The following is a 14,925-nucleotide window of genomic DNA, read 5'->3' as shown; positions in this document are numbered from 1 at the left end:
CGGCGCGACGACTCCACTGCATGTGCCGCAAGGACTCCTTGCACCCGGCACAAGACCGAAGGCCGGACGGTACGCACCGCTCCCGCACACTGCCCCGGACGTGACACGGATCACCGCCGGTACGGCCCGGGGCGGGCACGGAAAAGAGATGCGGTGCCCCGGTGCGCCCGGCAGGATCGGCGCCGTCGAAAGGAAGCAGATGACCACCGAACGGCCCGCCCCGCCACTGCGCGCGGGCGAGCGCGAAACCCTCCGCGCCTACCTCGACTTCCACCGCGCGACGCTCGCCATGAAGTGCGACGGCCTGTCCGACGAGGAGCTGCGCAGCCGGTCCATGCCGCCGTCCACGCTGAGCCTGCTCGGGCTGGTACGGCACATGGCGGAGGTGGAGCGCACCTGGTTCCGACGCGTGATCAACAAGGAGGACATTCCCCTGGTGTGGTCACCGGACGGCGACTACCAGGCGGCGTACGACCCCGGCACGGCCACCCGCGCGCAGGCGTTCACCGCCTGGCAGACCGAGGTCGGCCACGCCCGCCGCATCGAGAGCGCCGCCCCCTCGCTGGACGTGACCGCCCACCAGCCCCGCTGGAACGCCGACGTGTCCCTCCGCGTCGTGCTGCTCCACGTCATCCTCGAATACGCCCGCCACAACGGCCACGCCGACTTCCTGCGCGAGGGCATCGACGGGGTGGTGGGCCCGTGAGGGGCCGCTGACGGGCGCGGCCTCGCGGCCCTCGCCGGACCGGCCACGCGGGTCCCCGTACCGGTCCGCCGGCCCGCTGCCCCGCCTGCCATGCTGCGGGCATGACCACGGACGCAGCCGCCGAGTTCGAGACGCACCGGCCCCGGCTCTTCTCGCTCGCTTACCGGATGCTCGGTTCGGCGAGCGATGCCGAGGACGTCGTGCAGGACACGTACCTGCGCTGGAGTGCGGCCGACCGGTCCGCCGTCCGCATCCCGGCCGCCTGGCTGACCAAGGTCATGACCAACCTCTGCGTCAACCGGCTCACCTCCGCCCGCGCCCGGCGGGAGCTGTACGTCGGGCCCTGGCTCCCCGAGCCGGTCCTCACCCGCACCGCCGCCGACCGGCTCGGCCCGATGGAGACCGCCGAGCAGCGCGAGTCCGTCTCGCTCGCCCTGCTCACCCTGATGGAGCGGCTCACCCCCGCCGAACGCGCGGCCTTCGTCCTGCGCGAGGCGTTCGGCCACAGCCACCGGGACATCGCCGGTGTCATCGGCGTCGAGGAGGCGCACGCGCGGCAGTTGTACCGCCGGGCCCGCGAGCGGCTCGACCGCCCGCGACGCCGGTTCGACGTCGACGACGCCCGGCGCCGGGAGATCGTCGAGCGCTTCTTCGCCGCCACGCTCGACGGCGACCTCGCGGGACTCGAACGGCTGCTCGCCGACGACGTCACCGCCTGGGCCGACGGCGGCGGCCGGGTGACCGCCGCGCGCCGTCCCGTCACCGGACGCGCGAAGGTGCTCCGCTACCTGCTCGGCCTGGGCGCCCGTCCCGAGGCGGGGCGGGCCGGTATCGAGCCGGCCGAGGTCAACGGCGCGCCGGCGGTTCTCGTCCGCGTGGACCGGACGCTGCTGGCCGTCGTCGTGCCGGAGGTCAGCGAGGGACGGATCGTCGCGGTACGTACCGTGATGAACCCGGATAAACTCGCCTTCGCCGCCGCCCAGCTCGCGTGATCCACCCCACTCCGTGAGCTGTCACGGACGCACCCGCCCGCCGGTTCAGGACACATGACACATCACATCGTGGTCCTGGGAGCCGGATACGCCGGACTGATCGCGGCGAAGGGCACGGCCCGCCGCCTGCGCCGCCGCGGCGACGTGCGCATCACGCTGGTCAACGCCGCGAGCCACTTCGTCGAACGCGTCCGGCTGCACCAGCTCGCCGCCGGACAGCCGCTCAGGAACCTCCCCCTGAGCACGCTGCTCGCCGGTACGGGCATCGACCTGGCCGTCGCCCGCGTGACCGCCGTCGACGCCGCTGCCCGTACGGTCCGGATCGACGCCGCCCCCTACGAACTCGCCTACGACACCCTCGTCTACGCGCTGGGCAGCACGGCCGACACCACCGCCGTCCCCGGCGCCGCCGCATACGCCTCGGCGGTCGCCACCCACCAGGACGCGGTCCGCCTGCGCGCCCGCACCCGGGACGCACGGTTCGCGCTGGCCGTCGCCGGAGGCGGCCTGACCGGCATCGAGGCGGCCGCCGAACTCGCCTGCGCCCACCCGGGACTGAAGATCCATCTGGTCACCCAGGGCGACGTCGGACCCGGACTCTCCGAACGCGGCCGGCGATACCTCCGCGGCGCCTTGAACCGGCACGGCGTCACCCTCCGCGAGCACACCCGCGTCCGCGAGGTCGCCGCCCACGGCCTGGTCCTCGCCGACGGCGGCGAGATCCCGGCCGACGAGGTCGTCTGGACCGCCGGATTCCGCGTACCCGCCCTGGCCCGCGAGGCCGGGTTCGCCGTCGACGACCGCGGCCTGATCGCCGTCGACCCGGCCCTGCGCTCCCTCTCCCACCCGGAGGTCTTCGCGGCGGGCGACGCGGTGGCGGCGTACGGGCCCGACGGCACCGCGTCCCGCATGTCCTGCCAGACGGGCCTGCCGATGGGCGCCCATGTCGCGCGCGGCGTCGCCGCCTCCCTCACCGGCCGCTCCCTGAAACCACTCCGTCTGCACTACGTCTGGCAGAACATCAGCCTCGGCCGGCACGACGGCCTCACCCAGTTCACCCGCGCCGACGACAGCCCGGTGACCGGCATCCTCACCGGCCGCGCCTCGGCCCGCTTCAAGGAGGCCGTCACGCGGGGCACGGTGGTGGCCCTGCGCCGCTGATCCCCGTCCGCCCGCCGGTAATTGGCTGGCGCATCGTCCCGGCGCGGCGGGACGATGCGGGGTGTCCGGGCCGCCGCGAACCTCTGTGCTCGCGCCGCATCCGTCCGGAGGGGGGAGAAGGCGATGGCCGCTGTCGCGTCCGATATGTCCGGAGACCGGCCCGAGGTCCGCGCGGCGGCCGGGACACTGCGCGGCAGCCGGGAGGCAGGAGCGGCGGTCTTCCGCGGCATCCCCTTCGCCGAACCGCCCGTCGGCCCGCTGCGATTCGCCGCACCACGGCCGGTGCGCAGGTGGGACGGGGTGCGGGAGGCGCTGACGTACGGACCGCCGCCCCCTCAGGGCGGGCACTTCGGCATGGCGGAGCTGTCCCGCGGGACGCCGGGCGACGACTGGCTGACGCTCAACGTCTGGACGCCCGCGCCGGGCCCGGCTACCGGGCTGCCGGTGATGGTGTGGGTCCAGGGCGGCGCCTACACGATCGGCACCTCCGGTCTTCCCGAGTACGACGGCGGCCGTCTGGCGCGCGCGGGCTTCGTCGTGGTGACGTTCAACTACCGGGTGGGGTTCGAAGGGTTCGGACAGGTCGAAGGAGCGCCCGCCAACCGGGGCCTGCTCGACCAGATCGCCGCTCTGGAGTGGGTGCGGGACAACATCCGGGCCTTCGGCGGCGACCCGGACCGCGTCACGGTCTTCGGCCAGTCGGCGGGCGGCGGCTCGGTCGCCGCGCTGCTCGCCATGCCGCGCGCGGCCGGGCTCTTCGGCCGGGCCGTCGCGCAGAGCGCGCAGGGCACGTTCTTCTCGCCGGAGCTCGCCGCCGACATCGCCGCCGCCTGCGCCGCCGAGCTGGGGCTGGAGCCCACCGTGGCCGACCTGTCCACGGTGTCCCCGGCCCGGCTGTCCGCCGCCGGTGACGCGGTCGGCGCCACGATGGACCGCCCGGGCACACCGCTGGGGGCGGATCGCGTACCGGCCCATCCCGTTCTCGCCGGTCGTCGAGGGGGACACGCTGCCGGCCACGCCGTGGCAGGCCCTGGCGGACGGTGCCGCGCGGGACATCGGGCTCCTCGTCGGCCACACCCGCCACGAACAGCGGCTGCTGACCGCGCTGGACGGCCTGCTCGGCCAGGTCACGGACGAACAGGCGGCAGCCGCCCTGCACGCCCTCGGCCCCGGCCGGGACGGCGCACGCCACTACCGCGACGGCTTCCCGGACGCGGGCCCGGACGAGCTGTACGAACTGGTCCACTCCGACTGGCTGTTCCGCATGCCGTCCCTCCACCTGGCCCGCGACCAGGCAGCGGCGGGCGGCCGCGTCCACGTCTATGAGCTGACCTGGCACGCGCCGGGCATGGGCGGCGTCCTCGGCGCCTGCCACGGCCTCGACGTACCGCTCGTCTTCGGCACCCTCGACCGCGGCCAGCCCGCCGCGCTGATCGGCGAGGAACCCTCCGCCGAGGCGGAGGCACTGTCCGCCGGAATGCGCGCCGCGTGGACGGCGTTCGCCGCCCACGGCGACCCCGGCTGGCCCGCCTACGACCCCGACCGGCGCCTCGCGCGCCTCTTCGACACCCCGCCGGCCGTCACCCCGTACCCGGAAGACACCTCCCGCCGCATCTGGCAGGACCACACCTTCCCCGTGCTGCGGCCGACCGACGGGTAGAAGCGCCCCGTCCGGTGCGGGGACCGCGGTTCCGTGAGCACCGGCTCCTGTGAGGGTGGGGCTTTCCGCAGGGGATGAGCACAGCTTGTGGCCGCGGAACGGCCGGGCGGCAGGCATGCCGGCCCGGCAACGCTATGACTCCCCGGTGATCCTGGCCGACCCGATCGTCGCCGCGGCGATCTCCCTGGCGGCGGTCCGGGTCGACGAGCTGGAGTTCAGGTTGGTCAGCGACGCCTGGTTGAGCGCGTGGACGACGAACTCGTAGGTGTTCACCGTCGAGGGCGAGCACGGTCCCTGATAGCCGTAGAGGCTCGCGCTGCCACGGTAGTAGACCTGCCTGGCTCCCGCCGGGGTCGAGGGCCGGTATGCATGGTCGACGTTCTGGGGGAGCGAGGTCGCGCTCGCCGCGATGTCGTAGATGACCCAGTGGATGAGGCTGGCGTTGTCGAGATCGCGCATGACGATCGCGTAGCTCTTGGCGGCGGTCGGTCCCCCCGACCAGATCAGGGGAGGGGATTCGTTCCTCGTGCCGGGGTCGCTTCCTCCTCCGCTGGTGCACTCGTGGACCTTGGGGATGACGCCGCCGTCGGCGAATGCGGTGCTGGACAGGGCGAACGTGCTCCGGCTTGCCGACGAGGCCGACGAAGCGGCGGTTGGCGAGAGGCCGACGGCCCCGCTGACGAGCAGCGCGCAAAGCGCAATTCCTGCACTTCTCACTGGAGGCTCCCGAGATGCTTGTGGTCGCTTGGTCGTCCGTGGCGTGAGAGTGGTATGCGTGGGGCGGAACCAGCGTATGCACCTTGGTTTCTGGCGTCAGGGTACTTGTCGATCCGATCGGGGTACTTTTCACTTCCGGCTTTGTCATCTCGGACGGGACTGTCCATTCGACGGCCCCGGTGCGCGTTCGGTGGTGACGCAGAGGGATGCTGACGCGGAGAGGTGCTGACCGAACGTCACCGCTGCCCACGATCACGCGGAAGTGCCCGAACGGTGCTCATGTTCACGCGGAAGTGCTCGCGAAACCGCGAAACCTGGACCGGGAGCGGGTCACACCACGCTCTCCCGCCACGCCTGGTGCAGCTCCGCGAAGCGGCCGCGGTCCGCGATCAGTTCGGCGGGGGTGCCGTCCTCGACGATGCGGCCCGCCGACATGACCAGGACGCGGTCGGCCGTCTCGACGGTGGACAGGCGGTGGGCGATGACCACCGCCGTACGGCCGCGCAGGACCGTGTCCATGGCGCGCTGCACCGCGCGTTCGCCGGGGATGTCCAGGGAGCTGGTCGCCTCGTCGAGGATCAGTACGGCCGGGTCGGCGAGCAGGGCGCGGGCGAAGGCGACGAGCTGCCGCTGACCGGCGGATATTCGGCCGCCGCGCTTGCGTACGTCGGTGTCGTACCCGTCGGGCAGGGCCGCGATGAAGTCGTGCGCGCCGATGGCCCGCGCGGCCCGCTCGACCTCCTCGCGGGTGGCGTCGGGGCGGCCCATGGTGATGTTCTCGGCGACCGTGCCGGAGAACAGGAACGCTTCCTGGGTGACCATGACCACCGAGCGGCGCAGGTCGGCGGTGGCCAGGTCGCGCAGGTCGACGCCGTCGACGCGGACGCTGCCGGAGGTGGGGTCGTAGAACCGGGCCAGCAGCTTGGCGAGGGTGGACTTGCCGGCGCCCGTGGAGCCGACGACGGCGACCGTACGGCCGGCGGCGAGGGTGAGGTCGAAGCGCGGCAGCACCTCGCCGCCGGTGCGGTAGGCGAACCGGACGCCGTCGAAGGCGACCTCGCGGCCGGGCCGGGAGCCGGGCCGGTCCGGCAGCGGCAGCGGTCCGGCGGGCTCCGGGACGCTCGGCCGCTGCGCGAGCAGCCCGGCGATCTTCTCCAGCGAAGCGGCCGCGGACTGGTAGGAGTTGAGGAACATGCCGAGGCGGTCGATCGGGTCGTACAGGCGGCGCAGGTACAGCACCGCCGCGGCCAGGACGCCCAGCGCCAGACTGTCCGAGGCCACCCGGTACGCGCCCCACAGGACCAGTGCGGCCACCGCGACGTTGGCCACCAGGCGCGAGGAGACGACATAGCGCGCCATTTCCAGTATCGCGTCGCCGTTGGTGCGCTCGTGCCGGCCGTTCAGGCGGGCGAACGCCGCGTCGTTGGCGCGCTCGCGCCGGAACGCCTGCACCGGGCGGATGCCGTTGATCGTCTCGGCGAACTTCACGATGACGGCGGCCATCGCCGACGACTTCACGCTGTAGACGCGCTGCGAACGGCGCTGGAAGGAGCGTATGAGCAGGTAGAGCGGTCCGGCGGTGGCGACGGCGGCGGCGCCCAGGCCCCAGTCCAGGTAGAGCAGCGTCGCCGTGATGTAGACCGTGGCCAGCACGATGGAGATCAGCTCCTGGAGGCCCTCGGTCAGCAGCTCGCGCAGCGCCTCCACGTCGGTGGTCGCGCGGGAGATCAGCCGGCCGGACGTGTAGCGCTCGTGGAAGTCCAGGCTCAGCGCCTGGCCGTGCCGGAAGATCCGGCCCCGCAGGTCGAGCAGGACGTCCTGGCTGATCCGCGCGGAGAGCCGGATGAAGACGTACTGGAGGCCGCCGGAGGCCGTCGCACACAGCAGATAGGCCGCCGCCACGGCGACCAGCGGGCCGTGCGAGCCCGCGCGCAGGGCGGGCACGGCACGATCGATGGCGAAGGCGACCAGCAGCGGCCCGGCCTGTACCGCGGCCTGCTGGACCAGGAGGAGGACCGCCGCTGCCCAGGCGGACCGGGTGTGCGGGCGCAGCAGCGAGCCCAGCAGACCGCGGGAGGCACCCTTGGCGGTGGGAAGAAGGTCCTCTTCGAAGGCTTCGGGGGAGGGGGCGGCCGGGGGCGGGGAGCCCGGCCGGGGCGCGCTGCCGTCGTCCGGCGCGTCACCCGCGGCCGTACCGGTATCCGTGGTCGTGGTCATCGCACGCTCTCCCCTTCGCCGCGGGCGGTGCTCGCGCCGTCCGCGGCGCCGGACATCAGCGCCGCGTACTCGGTGTTCTCCCGCAGCAGCCGGTGGTGGTGGCCGACCGCCGCTATCCGGCCGCCGGACAGCAGCGCCACCCGGTCGGCGAGCAGGACCGTGGACGGACGGTGGGCGACGACCAGGGCGGTGGTGGTCGCCAGGACCTGCCGCAGCGCCGCCTCGACCAGCGCCTCCGTATGGACGTCCAGCGCCGACAGCGGGTCGTCGAGGACCAGGAAGCGCGGCCGGCCGACCACCGCGCGGGCCAGCGCGAGGCGCTGCCGCTGCCCGCCGGACAGGCTCAGCCCCTGCTCGCCGACCTCGGTGTCCCGGCCGTCGGGCAGCGCGTCCACGAACCCGTCGGCCTGGGCGACGCGCAGCGCCCGTACGAGGTCGTCGGGGCCGGTGCCCTCGCCGCCCATCAGGACGTTCTCCGCGGCGGTCGCGGAGAACAGGGTCGGCTCCTCGAAAGCCACCGCGACCCGGGTGCGCAGCTCGTCGCGCGTCAGCGCCGTGATGTCCGTGCCGTCGAGGGTGATGCGGCCGCCGGTGGGGTCGTGGAGCCGGGGGACGAGCGCGGTGAGGGTGGTCTTGCCGCTGCCGGTCGCACCGACCAGGGCCATCGTCTCGCCGGGGCGTATGTGCAGGTCGATGCCCTGGAGGGTGGGCGGAGCGTCGGCAGGTGCGTCCGGATAGCGGAAGGTGACGCCGTGGAAGGCGAGGCCCGTGGCTCCGGGGGCGTCTCGGGGGCCGTCTCCGGGGCTGGTTTCGGGGCCGCTTCCGGGATCGCTTCCGGGACCGGTTTCGGGACCGGGCACGGGACCCGCTCCGGCCGCGTGCTCCGCGGACCGCCGGGTGTCGTCCCGGTCCGCCACCGGCTCGTCCAGGACCTCGTGATACCGGTCGGTGGCCGCCGCCGCGTCGTTGCTCATCGCGAGCAGGAAGCCGATCGACTCCACCGGCCAGACCAGGGCCAGCGCCGTGGACAGGAACGCGACGAGGGTGCCCGCCGACATGTCCCCGTCGGCCACCTGGACCGTGCCGAGCACCAGCGCCGCCCCGATGGCCAGCTCCGGCAGCGTCATGATGAAGGCCCACAGGGCGGCCAGCAGCCGCGCCTTGCGCAGTTCGGTGGTGCGCAGCCGGGCCGTCAGCGTCCGGAAGGCGCGGGCCTGGCTGCGGTGCCGGCCGAACCCCTTGATGATCCGGATGCCGAGGACCGACTCCTCCACGACCGTGGTCACGTCGCCGACCTGGTCCTGGGCCCGGCGCGCGGCCACCGCGTACTTCGCCTCGAAGACCGAGCACAGCACGATCAGCGGCACGATCGGCGCCAGCAGCACCAGCCCCAGCGACCAGCGCTGGACCAGCAGGATCACACAGCCCACCAGGATCGTGGTCGCGTTGACGACGAGGAACGTCAGGGGGAACGCCAGGAACAGGCGTATCAGCTGGAGGTCCGTGGTGCCCCGGGACAGCAGCTGGCCGGAGGCCCAGCGGTCGTGGAAGGCGACCGGCAGCCGCTGCACGTGCCGGTACAGGCTGTCGCGCATGGTGGCCTCGACGCTCGCCAGCGGCCGGGCCACCAGCCAGCGCCGCAGCCCGAACAGGCCCGCCTCCGCTAGGCCGAGCAGGAGCAGATACCCGCCGCCCAGCCAGGCCCCGGCCGGGTCCCGGTCCGCGATCGGCCCGTCCACCAGCCACTTGAGGACCAGGGGGATGACCAGCCCGATGCAGGACGCGAGCACCGCCACGAACGCCGCCGTGAACAGCCGCGCCCGCACCGGCCGGACGAACGGCCACAGCCGCAGCAGGGAGCGCACGGCGGAGCGCCGGGCCGCCGGGCGCGGCCCGTCGGCGGGGGCAGGACCGGGTCTGTCGGGCTGCCGCTGACTCGTCACCTTCGCTGTATCGGCCATCAGCACCGAGAGTACGGCTCACCACTGACATCGCTCACCGGGTTTTCGGCGGAACGCCAGGGGAAGCAGGGGCAGTCGGGGCGTCAGCCGGCCCTCGCGCGGAGCAGCAGTACCGACCGCTCGGGGACGGTGAGCCGGGCACCGGCGCGCAGGGTGGTCCCGGGCGGCCCGTCCTGGTCCTCGCGGGAGGTGTCGACGACCAGTTCGTACGCGTCGGCCCAGGGCGGCCCCGGGAGGGTGAAGGCGGCCGGGCGGTGGCCGCTGTGCAGGACGGCGAGGAAGCTGTCGTCGGTGACCGGGCGGCCTTCGGGGTCGCGCTGCGGGATGTCGGTGCCGGAGAGGTACATGCCGAGCGCGGAGGTGGGCGCGTACCAGTCGGGTTCGGTCATCTCCGTGCCGCGCGGGGTGAACCAGGCCAGGTCGCGCAGGCCGTCCGGGCGCTGCGGGCGGCCGGAGAAGAACGCGCGGCGGCGCAGTACGGGATGGTCGCGGCGCAGCGCGATCAGCCGGGACGCGAGGGTGGCCAGGGCCCGCCAGCCCGGGTCGCCGAGCAGTGACCAGTCGACCCAGCCGGTCGCGTTGTCCTGGCAGTAGGCGTTGTTGTTGCCGCCCTGCGTACGGCCCATCTCGTCGCCCGCGACCAGCATCGGCACCCCGGTGGACAGCAGCAGGGTGGTGATCATGTTGCGCAGCTGGCGGCGGCGCAGCGCCTGTACGGCGGTGTCGTCGGTCTCGCCCTCCGCACCGCAGTTCCAGGAGCGGTTGCCGTCGGTGCCGTCGCGGTTGCCCTCGCCGTTGGCGGCGTTGTGCTTGTGCCCGTAGGAGACCAGGTCGCGGAGGGTGAAGCCGTCGTGCGAGGTGATGAAGTTGACCGAGGCGTACGGGCGGCGGCCGCCCCACGCGTACAGGTCGCTCGACCCGGAGAGCCGGTAGCCCAGGTCGCGTACGTCGGGGTGCGCACCGCGCCAGAAGTCCCGCACGGTGTCCCGGTAGCGGTCGTTCCACTCCGTCCACAACGGGGGGAAGGCGCCGACCTGGTAGCCGCCGGAGCCCACGTCCCAGGGCTCGGCGATCAGTTTGACGCGGCGCAGCACCGGGTCCTGGGCGATCACCGCCAGGAACGGCGAGAGCATGTCCACGTCGTGCATCGAGCGGGCCAGCGCTGCCGCGAGGTCGAAGCGGAAGCCGTCCACGCCCATCTCGGTGACCCAGTAGCGCAGCGAATCGGTGATCAGGCGCAGCACGTTGGGCTGGACGACGTGCAGGGTGTTGCCGCAGCCCGTGTAGTCGGCGTAGCGGCGGCTGCCGTCCGCCGGCCGGTAGTAGCCGCGGTTGTCGATGCCCCGGAAGGACAGGGTGGGGCCCAGCTCGCCCGCCTCGGCGGTGTGGTTGTAGACGACGTCGAGGACGACCTCGATGCCGGCGTCGTGCAGGGCCCGCACCATCCGCTTGAACTCGCCGACCTGCTGGCCGCGGGTCCCGGAGGCGGCATAGGCGGCGTGCGGCGCGAAGTAGCCGATGGAGTTGTAGCCCCAGTAGTTGCGCAGGCCGCGGCGGAGCAGGTGGTCCTCGTGGGCGAACTGGTGCACCGGCATCAGCTCGACGGCGGTCACGCCGAGGCGGGTCAGGTGGGATATCGCCGCGGGGTGCGCGAGGCCCGCGTACGTGCCGCGCAGCTCCTCGGGGATGCCGGGGTGGAGCATGGTGAAGCCGCGGACGTGCGTCTCGTACAGGACCGTGTCGGACCAGGGGGTCTTGGGCCGCCGGTCGTCCATCCACTCGTCGCCGCCGTCCTCCGGGCCCTCCTCGCCGACCACGACGCCCTTGGGGACGTACGGCGCCGAGTCGCGGTCGTCGCGCACGGTGTCGGCGACATGCTGCTGCGGCCAGTCGCGGACGTGCCCGTACACCTGGGCGGGCAGGGTGAACTCGCCGTCCACGGCGCGCGCGTACGGGTCCAGGAGCAGCTTCGCCGGGTTCCAGCGGGCGCCGGTCCACGGGTCCCAGCGGCCGTGCACCCGGTAGCCGTAGCGCTGCCCCGGCCGTACGCCGGGGAGGAAGCCGTGCCAGATCTCGTGCGTCAGCTCGGTGAGCGGGTGGCGGGTCTCGCGGTCCTCGTCGTCGAAGAGGCACACCTCGACGGCCTCCGCGCCGCCCGCCCACAGGGCGAAGTTGGTGCCCGCCACGCCGTCGGGGCCCGTACGGCAGCGGGCCCCGAGAGGCTGCGGGCTGCCGGGCCGTACCGGCACCGGGAGCGGCGCGGCGCGGGCCCCGGCATCCGGCGCGGCGGCCGGGCCGGGCGGCCGGGCGGGGGACACGCGGACCCGGTGGCCGTTGACGGGCGCGGCGCCGTTGCCGGGCTCCGTGCCGTCGCCGGGCTGCGTACCGTTCGCGGCGTCCGGGTACGGTTCGCGCGCGGGCCCCGGCTCCGTACCCGCGGGCGGCGCCGTGCGTCCGGGGCCGCCGTCGTGCTGTCCGTTCCGCACGCCGTCCTCGCCCCGCACGTCCGGTACCGACTCCTGCTCGGGTGCGCTCGACACAGGCCAGCCTCCCGCGGCTCATGGCTCGGTCGGACGGGGGCCGTGCGGCGTCCCGGCCGCGCGCCCGTCCCGTCCTCCCCTGAGTTCTTCCCGCAACGGGCCGCCGCCTCACGTTTCCTCGGTGCTGGGGGCCTCGTTGAGCTGTCCGTGACCTATTGCGGCGTGACATATCGGGACATGGGGCGGCGGATCCTGGCGCAGCGGACTCCGGAGCGGGCCGCCTCCGTACCGGCGCCTGACGTGCGACGGGCTCCGGCGGGGAGCCGCCCGGTGCGCCTGCCGCTCCGGGGCAGGGGGCCGTCCTCCATGACGGCCGTCACCGTCGCCGTCCTCACGGCCGCCGTGGCGCTGGCGGGCTGCGGGCTGCCCGACGCCGTGACCGGGGGCAAGCCGCGGTCGCCGAAGGAGGCGATCAGGGTGACCCCGGACGACGGCGCCAAGGACGTACGGGACACCGACCACATCGCCGTACGGGTGCCGGACGGGCGGCTGGAGCGGGTCGCGGTCAGCCGCACCGAGGACGACGGCAGTACGCCGGTGCCGGGCCGGATCGCCCCGGACGGGCTGAGCTGGCGCCCGTCCGGAACGGCCCGCCTCGCGCCGGCCGCCCGGTACACGGTGGACGCGGTGGCACTGGACGGGCACGGCCGCCGGTCCGCCCGGCACACCACCTTCACCACCTTCGTGCCCCCGCACCGCCTCGTGGGCTTCTTCGCGCCCGAGCACGGCGCCACCGTCGGCACCGGCATGATCGTCTCGCTGGAGTTCAACCGGCCGGTCACCGACCGCGCGGCCGTCGAGCGCGCCGTCTCCGTCACGGCTTGGCCCGCCGCCGAGGTCGCCGCCCACTGGTTCGGCGCCCGCCGCCTGGACTTCCGGCCGCGTACCCGCTGGCGGCCGGGTACGCAGGTGACGATGGACCTGCGGCTGCGCGGCGTCCGGGCGGCGCCCGGAGTGCTCGGGGCCCAGCGCAAGACGGTCCGGTTCAGGATCGGCCGGGATCAGACCAGCCGGGTTGACGCGGCGGCGCACACGATGACGGTGTGGCGCGGCGGCCGGCGGCTGGCCACGCTCCCGGTGACCGCCGGCAGCCTCACCAGCCCCACGTACAACGGGAAGATGGTGATCCTGGAGCGCCACCCGGTGACCCGCATGGACGGGGACACGGTGGGCTTCGGCGGCGAGTACGACATCCCGGACGTGCCGCACGCGTTGCGCCTGACCACTTCGGGAACGTTCCTGCACGGCAACTACTGGGCGCCCCGGCGGACCTTCGGCGGCACCAACACGAGCCATGGCTGCATCGGGCTGCGGGACACCCAGGGCGGCGGCCCGGACACCCCGGCCGGCTGGTTCTACGACCGGTCGCTGGTCGGGGACGTCGTGGAGGTCGTGAACTCCCGGGACCGGGCGGTCGCGCCCGACAACGGCCTCGGTGGCTGGAACATGCCGTGGCGGATGTGGCGCGCGGGCTCGGCGCTGCGCTAGAGACGCCGCGACGCGGGGACGGTTCCGGCCGACTTCGGGGCGAACCGGACTCCCTTTCGTGCGATCCCGCCCCACGCATATCACTTGAGGCCGAACGGTGACATCGCCGGGTGAAGCCACTGTCAGTGCGGTGTGGTTATCTATCGGCTGAGCGTGCGTGGGTAGATATGCGCGTACGGGGGATTGCGGGCCGGGCGAGGGAACAAAGGGGCCAGTCGTGAACGTGCAGCAGGGGCAGCCGGTGCCGGGGCAGCCGGTGCCGGGGGAGCGGCGGGCAGGACCACGCAGGAGCGGCGGGACGCTCGCGCTGCTGCTGTCGGCCCTGCTGATACTGGTCACCGCCTGCGGAGGCGGTGACGACGACAAGCGCGGCGGGACCGACGCGGACAAGCAGCCCTCGCAGGCCGGTGTGACGATCACGCCCAAGGACGGCGCCAAGGACGTGGCCACCGACGGCGCCCTGAAGGTGAGTTCCTCGCGAGGCCGGCTGACCTCGGTCAAGGTCCAGGACGACAAGGGCAACCCGGTCGCCGGGAAGCTGACCGGCGGCGCGCTCTGGCAGCCCACCGGCAAGCTGCGCGCCGCCACGACGTACAAGGTCGACGCCGTCGCGGTCGACGACCAGCTGCGCGAGTCCGCCCGGCACGCGACGTTCACCACCCTCGTCCCGGAGCACACCTTCGTCGGCCGGTACACCCCGGAGAACGGCCAGACCGTCGGCGTCGGCATGCCGGTCTCCGTCAACTTCACCCGGGGGATAACCGACCCCGGGCGCGTCGAGAAGGGCATCAAGGTCACGGCCAAGCCCTCGGTGCCGATCGTCGGCCACTGGTTCGGCAACGACCGCCTGGACTTCCGCCCCGCGAAGTACTGGGCTCCCGGTACGAAGGTCACGCTCGACATCGACCTCAAGGGCGTCGAGGGGCGGCCGGGCGTCTACGGCACGCAGTCCAAGCGGATATCCTTCACGGTCGGCCGCAGCCAGGTGAGCACGGTCGACGTCAAGGCGAAGGAGATGTCCGTCGTCCGCGACGGCAAGAAGATCAAGACGGTCCCGGTGAGCGCGGGCGGGCCGGGCACCGAGACGTACAACGGCCAGATGGTGGTCAGCGAGAAGCACGAGGTCACCCGGATGAACGGGGAGACCGTCGGCTTCGGCGGCGAGTACGACATCCCGGACGTGCCGCACGCCATGCGCCTGAGCGCGTCCGGCACCTTCATCCACGGCAACTACTGGACCGGCAGGTCGGCGTTCGGCTCCCGCAACGCCAGCCACGGCTGCATAGGCCTCTTCGACCAGCGCGGCGGCGGCGACAGCTCGACCCCGGCCGCCTGGTTCTACGCCAACTCGCTGATCGGCGACGTGGTCACGGTCAAGAACTCCCACGACGAGACGATCGCGCCCGACAACGGCCTCAACGTATGGAACATGTCCTGGGAGAAGTGGCGGGCCGGCCGGTAGGCGCGGCGCCGCCGCCGGCGC

At 73.6% G+C, this 14,925-nt stretch carries 9 protein-coding genes and 1 pseudogene; 6 read left to right on the top strand and 4 right to left on the bottom strand.

Features of this window, described 5'->3' with window-relative positions; genetic code table 11:
* The first annotated feature begins 199 nt into the window (after positions 1–199).
* The 4 genes and pseudogenes from A6A06_RS00505 to A6A06_RS00490 all read left to right on the top strand — a co-directional run bounded on the left by A6A06_RS00505 (position 200) and on the right by A6A06_RS00490 (position 4,519).
* Positions 200–706 (top strand): DinB family protein, encoded by a 507-nt coding sequence (locus tag A6A06_RS00505; protein ID WP_073757646.1) that lies wholly within the window; start codon positions 200–202, stop codon positions 704–706.
* Positions 707–807: 101 nt separating this feature from the next.
* Entirely contained in the window at positions 808–1,698 is an 891-nt protein-coding gene (locus A6A06_RS00500) for an RNA polymerase sigma-70 factor (protein ID WP_073757644.1), read from the top strand.
* Between the two features lie 54 nt (positions 1,699–1,752).
* Complete coding sequence (locus A6A06_RS00495) at positions 1,753–2,859, top strand: NAD(P)/FAD-dependent oxidoreductase (RefSeq protein ID WP_073757642.1); 1,107 nt, start codon at positions 1,753–1,755, stop codon at positions 2,857–2,859.
* 144 nt (positions 2,860–3,003) lie between these two features.
* Positions 3,004–4,519, top strand: a pseudogene (locus A6A06_RS00490) (carboxylesterase/lipase family protein).
* A 132-nt stretch (positions 4,520–4,651) separates the two neighbouring features.
* On the opposite strand, the gene A6A06_RS00485 reads toward A6A06_RS00490, so the two are convergent.
* The 4 genes from A6A06_RS00485 to glgX all read right to left on the bottom strand — a co-directional run bounded on the left by A6A06_RS00485 (position 4,652) and on the right by glgX (position 11,663).
* Positions 4,652–5,236: a YbhB/YbcL family Raf kinase inhibitor-like protein gene (locus tag A6A06_RS00485; protein ID WP_073757640.1), complete on the bottom strand. Its 585-nt coding sequence runs from the start codon at positions 5,234–5,236 to the stop codon at positions 4,652–4,654.
* A gap of 330 nt (positions 5,237–5,566) precedes the next feature.
* A complete protein-coding gene (locus A6A06_RS00480; RefSeq protein WP_073757638.1) occupies positions 5,567–7,453 on the bottom strand; it encodes an ABC transporter ATP-binding protein in 1,887 nt (628 codons plus the stop codon).
* Positions 7,450–9,414: an ABC transporter ATP-binding protein gene (locus A6A06_RS00475; protein ID WP_073759573.1), complete on the bottom strand. Its 1,965-nt coding sequence runs from the start codon at positions 9,412–9,414 to the stop codon at positions 7,450–7,452. Before A6A06_RS00475 ends, A6A06_RS00480 begins: the two co-directional genes overlap by 4 nt.
* A gap of 83 nt (positions 9,415–9,497) precedes the next feature.
* Positions 9,498–11,663, bottom strand: coding sequence for a glycogen debranching protein GlgX (gene glgX / locus A6A06_RS00470; protein ID WP_242440575.1), 2,166 nt, complete (start codon positions 11,661–11,663; stop codon positions 9,498–9,500).
* Between the two features lie 597 nt (positions 11,664–12,260).
* Here glgX and A6A06_RS00465 point away from each other — a divergent pair.
* Complete coding sequence (locus A6A06_RS00465) at positions 12,261–13,442, top strand: L,D-transpeptidase (RefSeq protein WP_073757636.1); 1,182 nt, start codon at positions 12,261–12,263, stop codon at positions 13,440–13,442.
* A 241-nt stretch (positions 13,443–13,683) separates the two neighbouring features.
* Positions 13,684–14,904, top strand: coding sequence for a L,D-transpeptidase (locus tag A6A06_RS00460; protein ID WP_073759569.1), 1,221 nt, complete (start codon positions 13,684–13,686; stop codon positions 14,902–14,904).
* Positions 14,905–14,925: the final 21 nt, after the last annotated feature.

The organism is Streptomyces sp. CB02923 (assembly GCF_001905005.1).
In the GTDB taxonomy this organism is placed as follows: domain Bacteria; phylum Actinomycetota; class Actinomycetes; order Streptomycetales; family Streptomycetaceae; genus Streptomyces.
The sequence above is the reverse complement of the archived record's forward strand: the minus strand, read 5'-3'. Positions and strand labels throughout refer to the sequence as shown.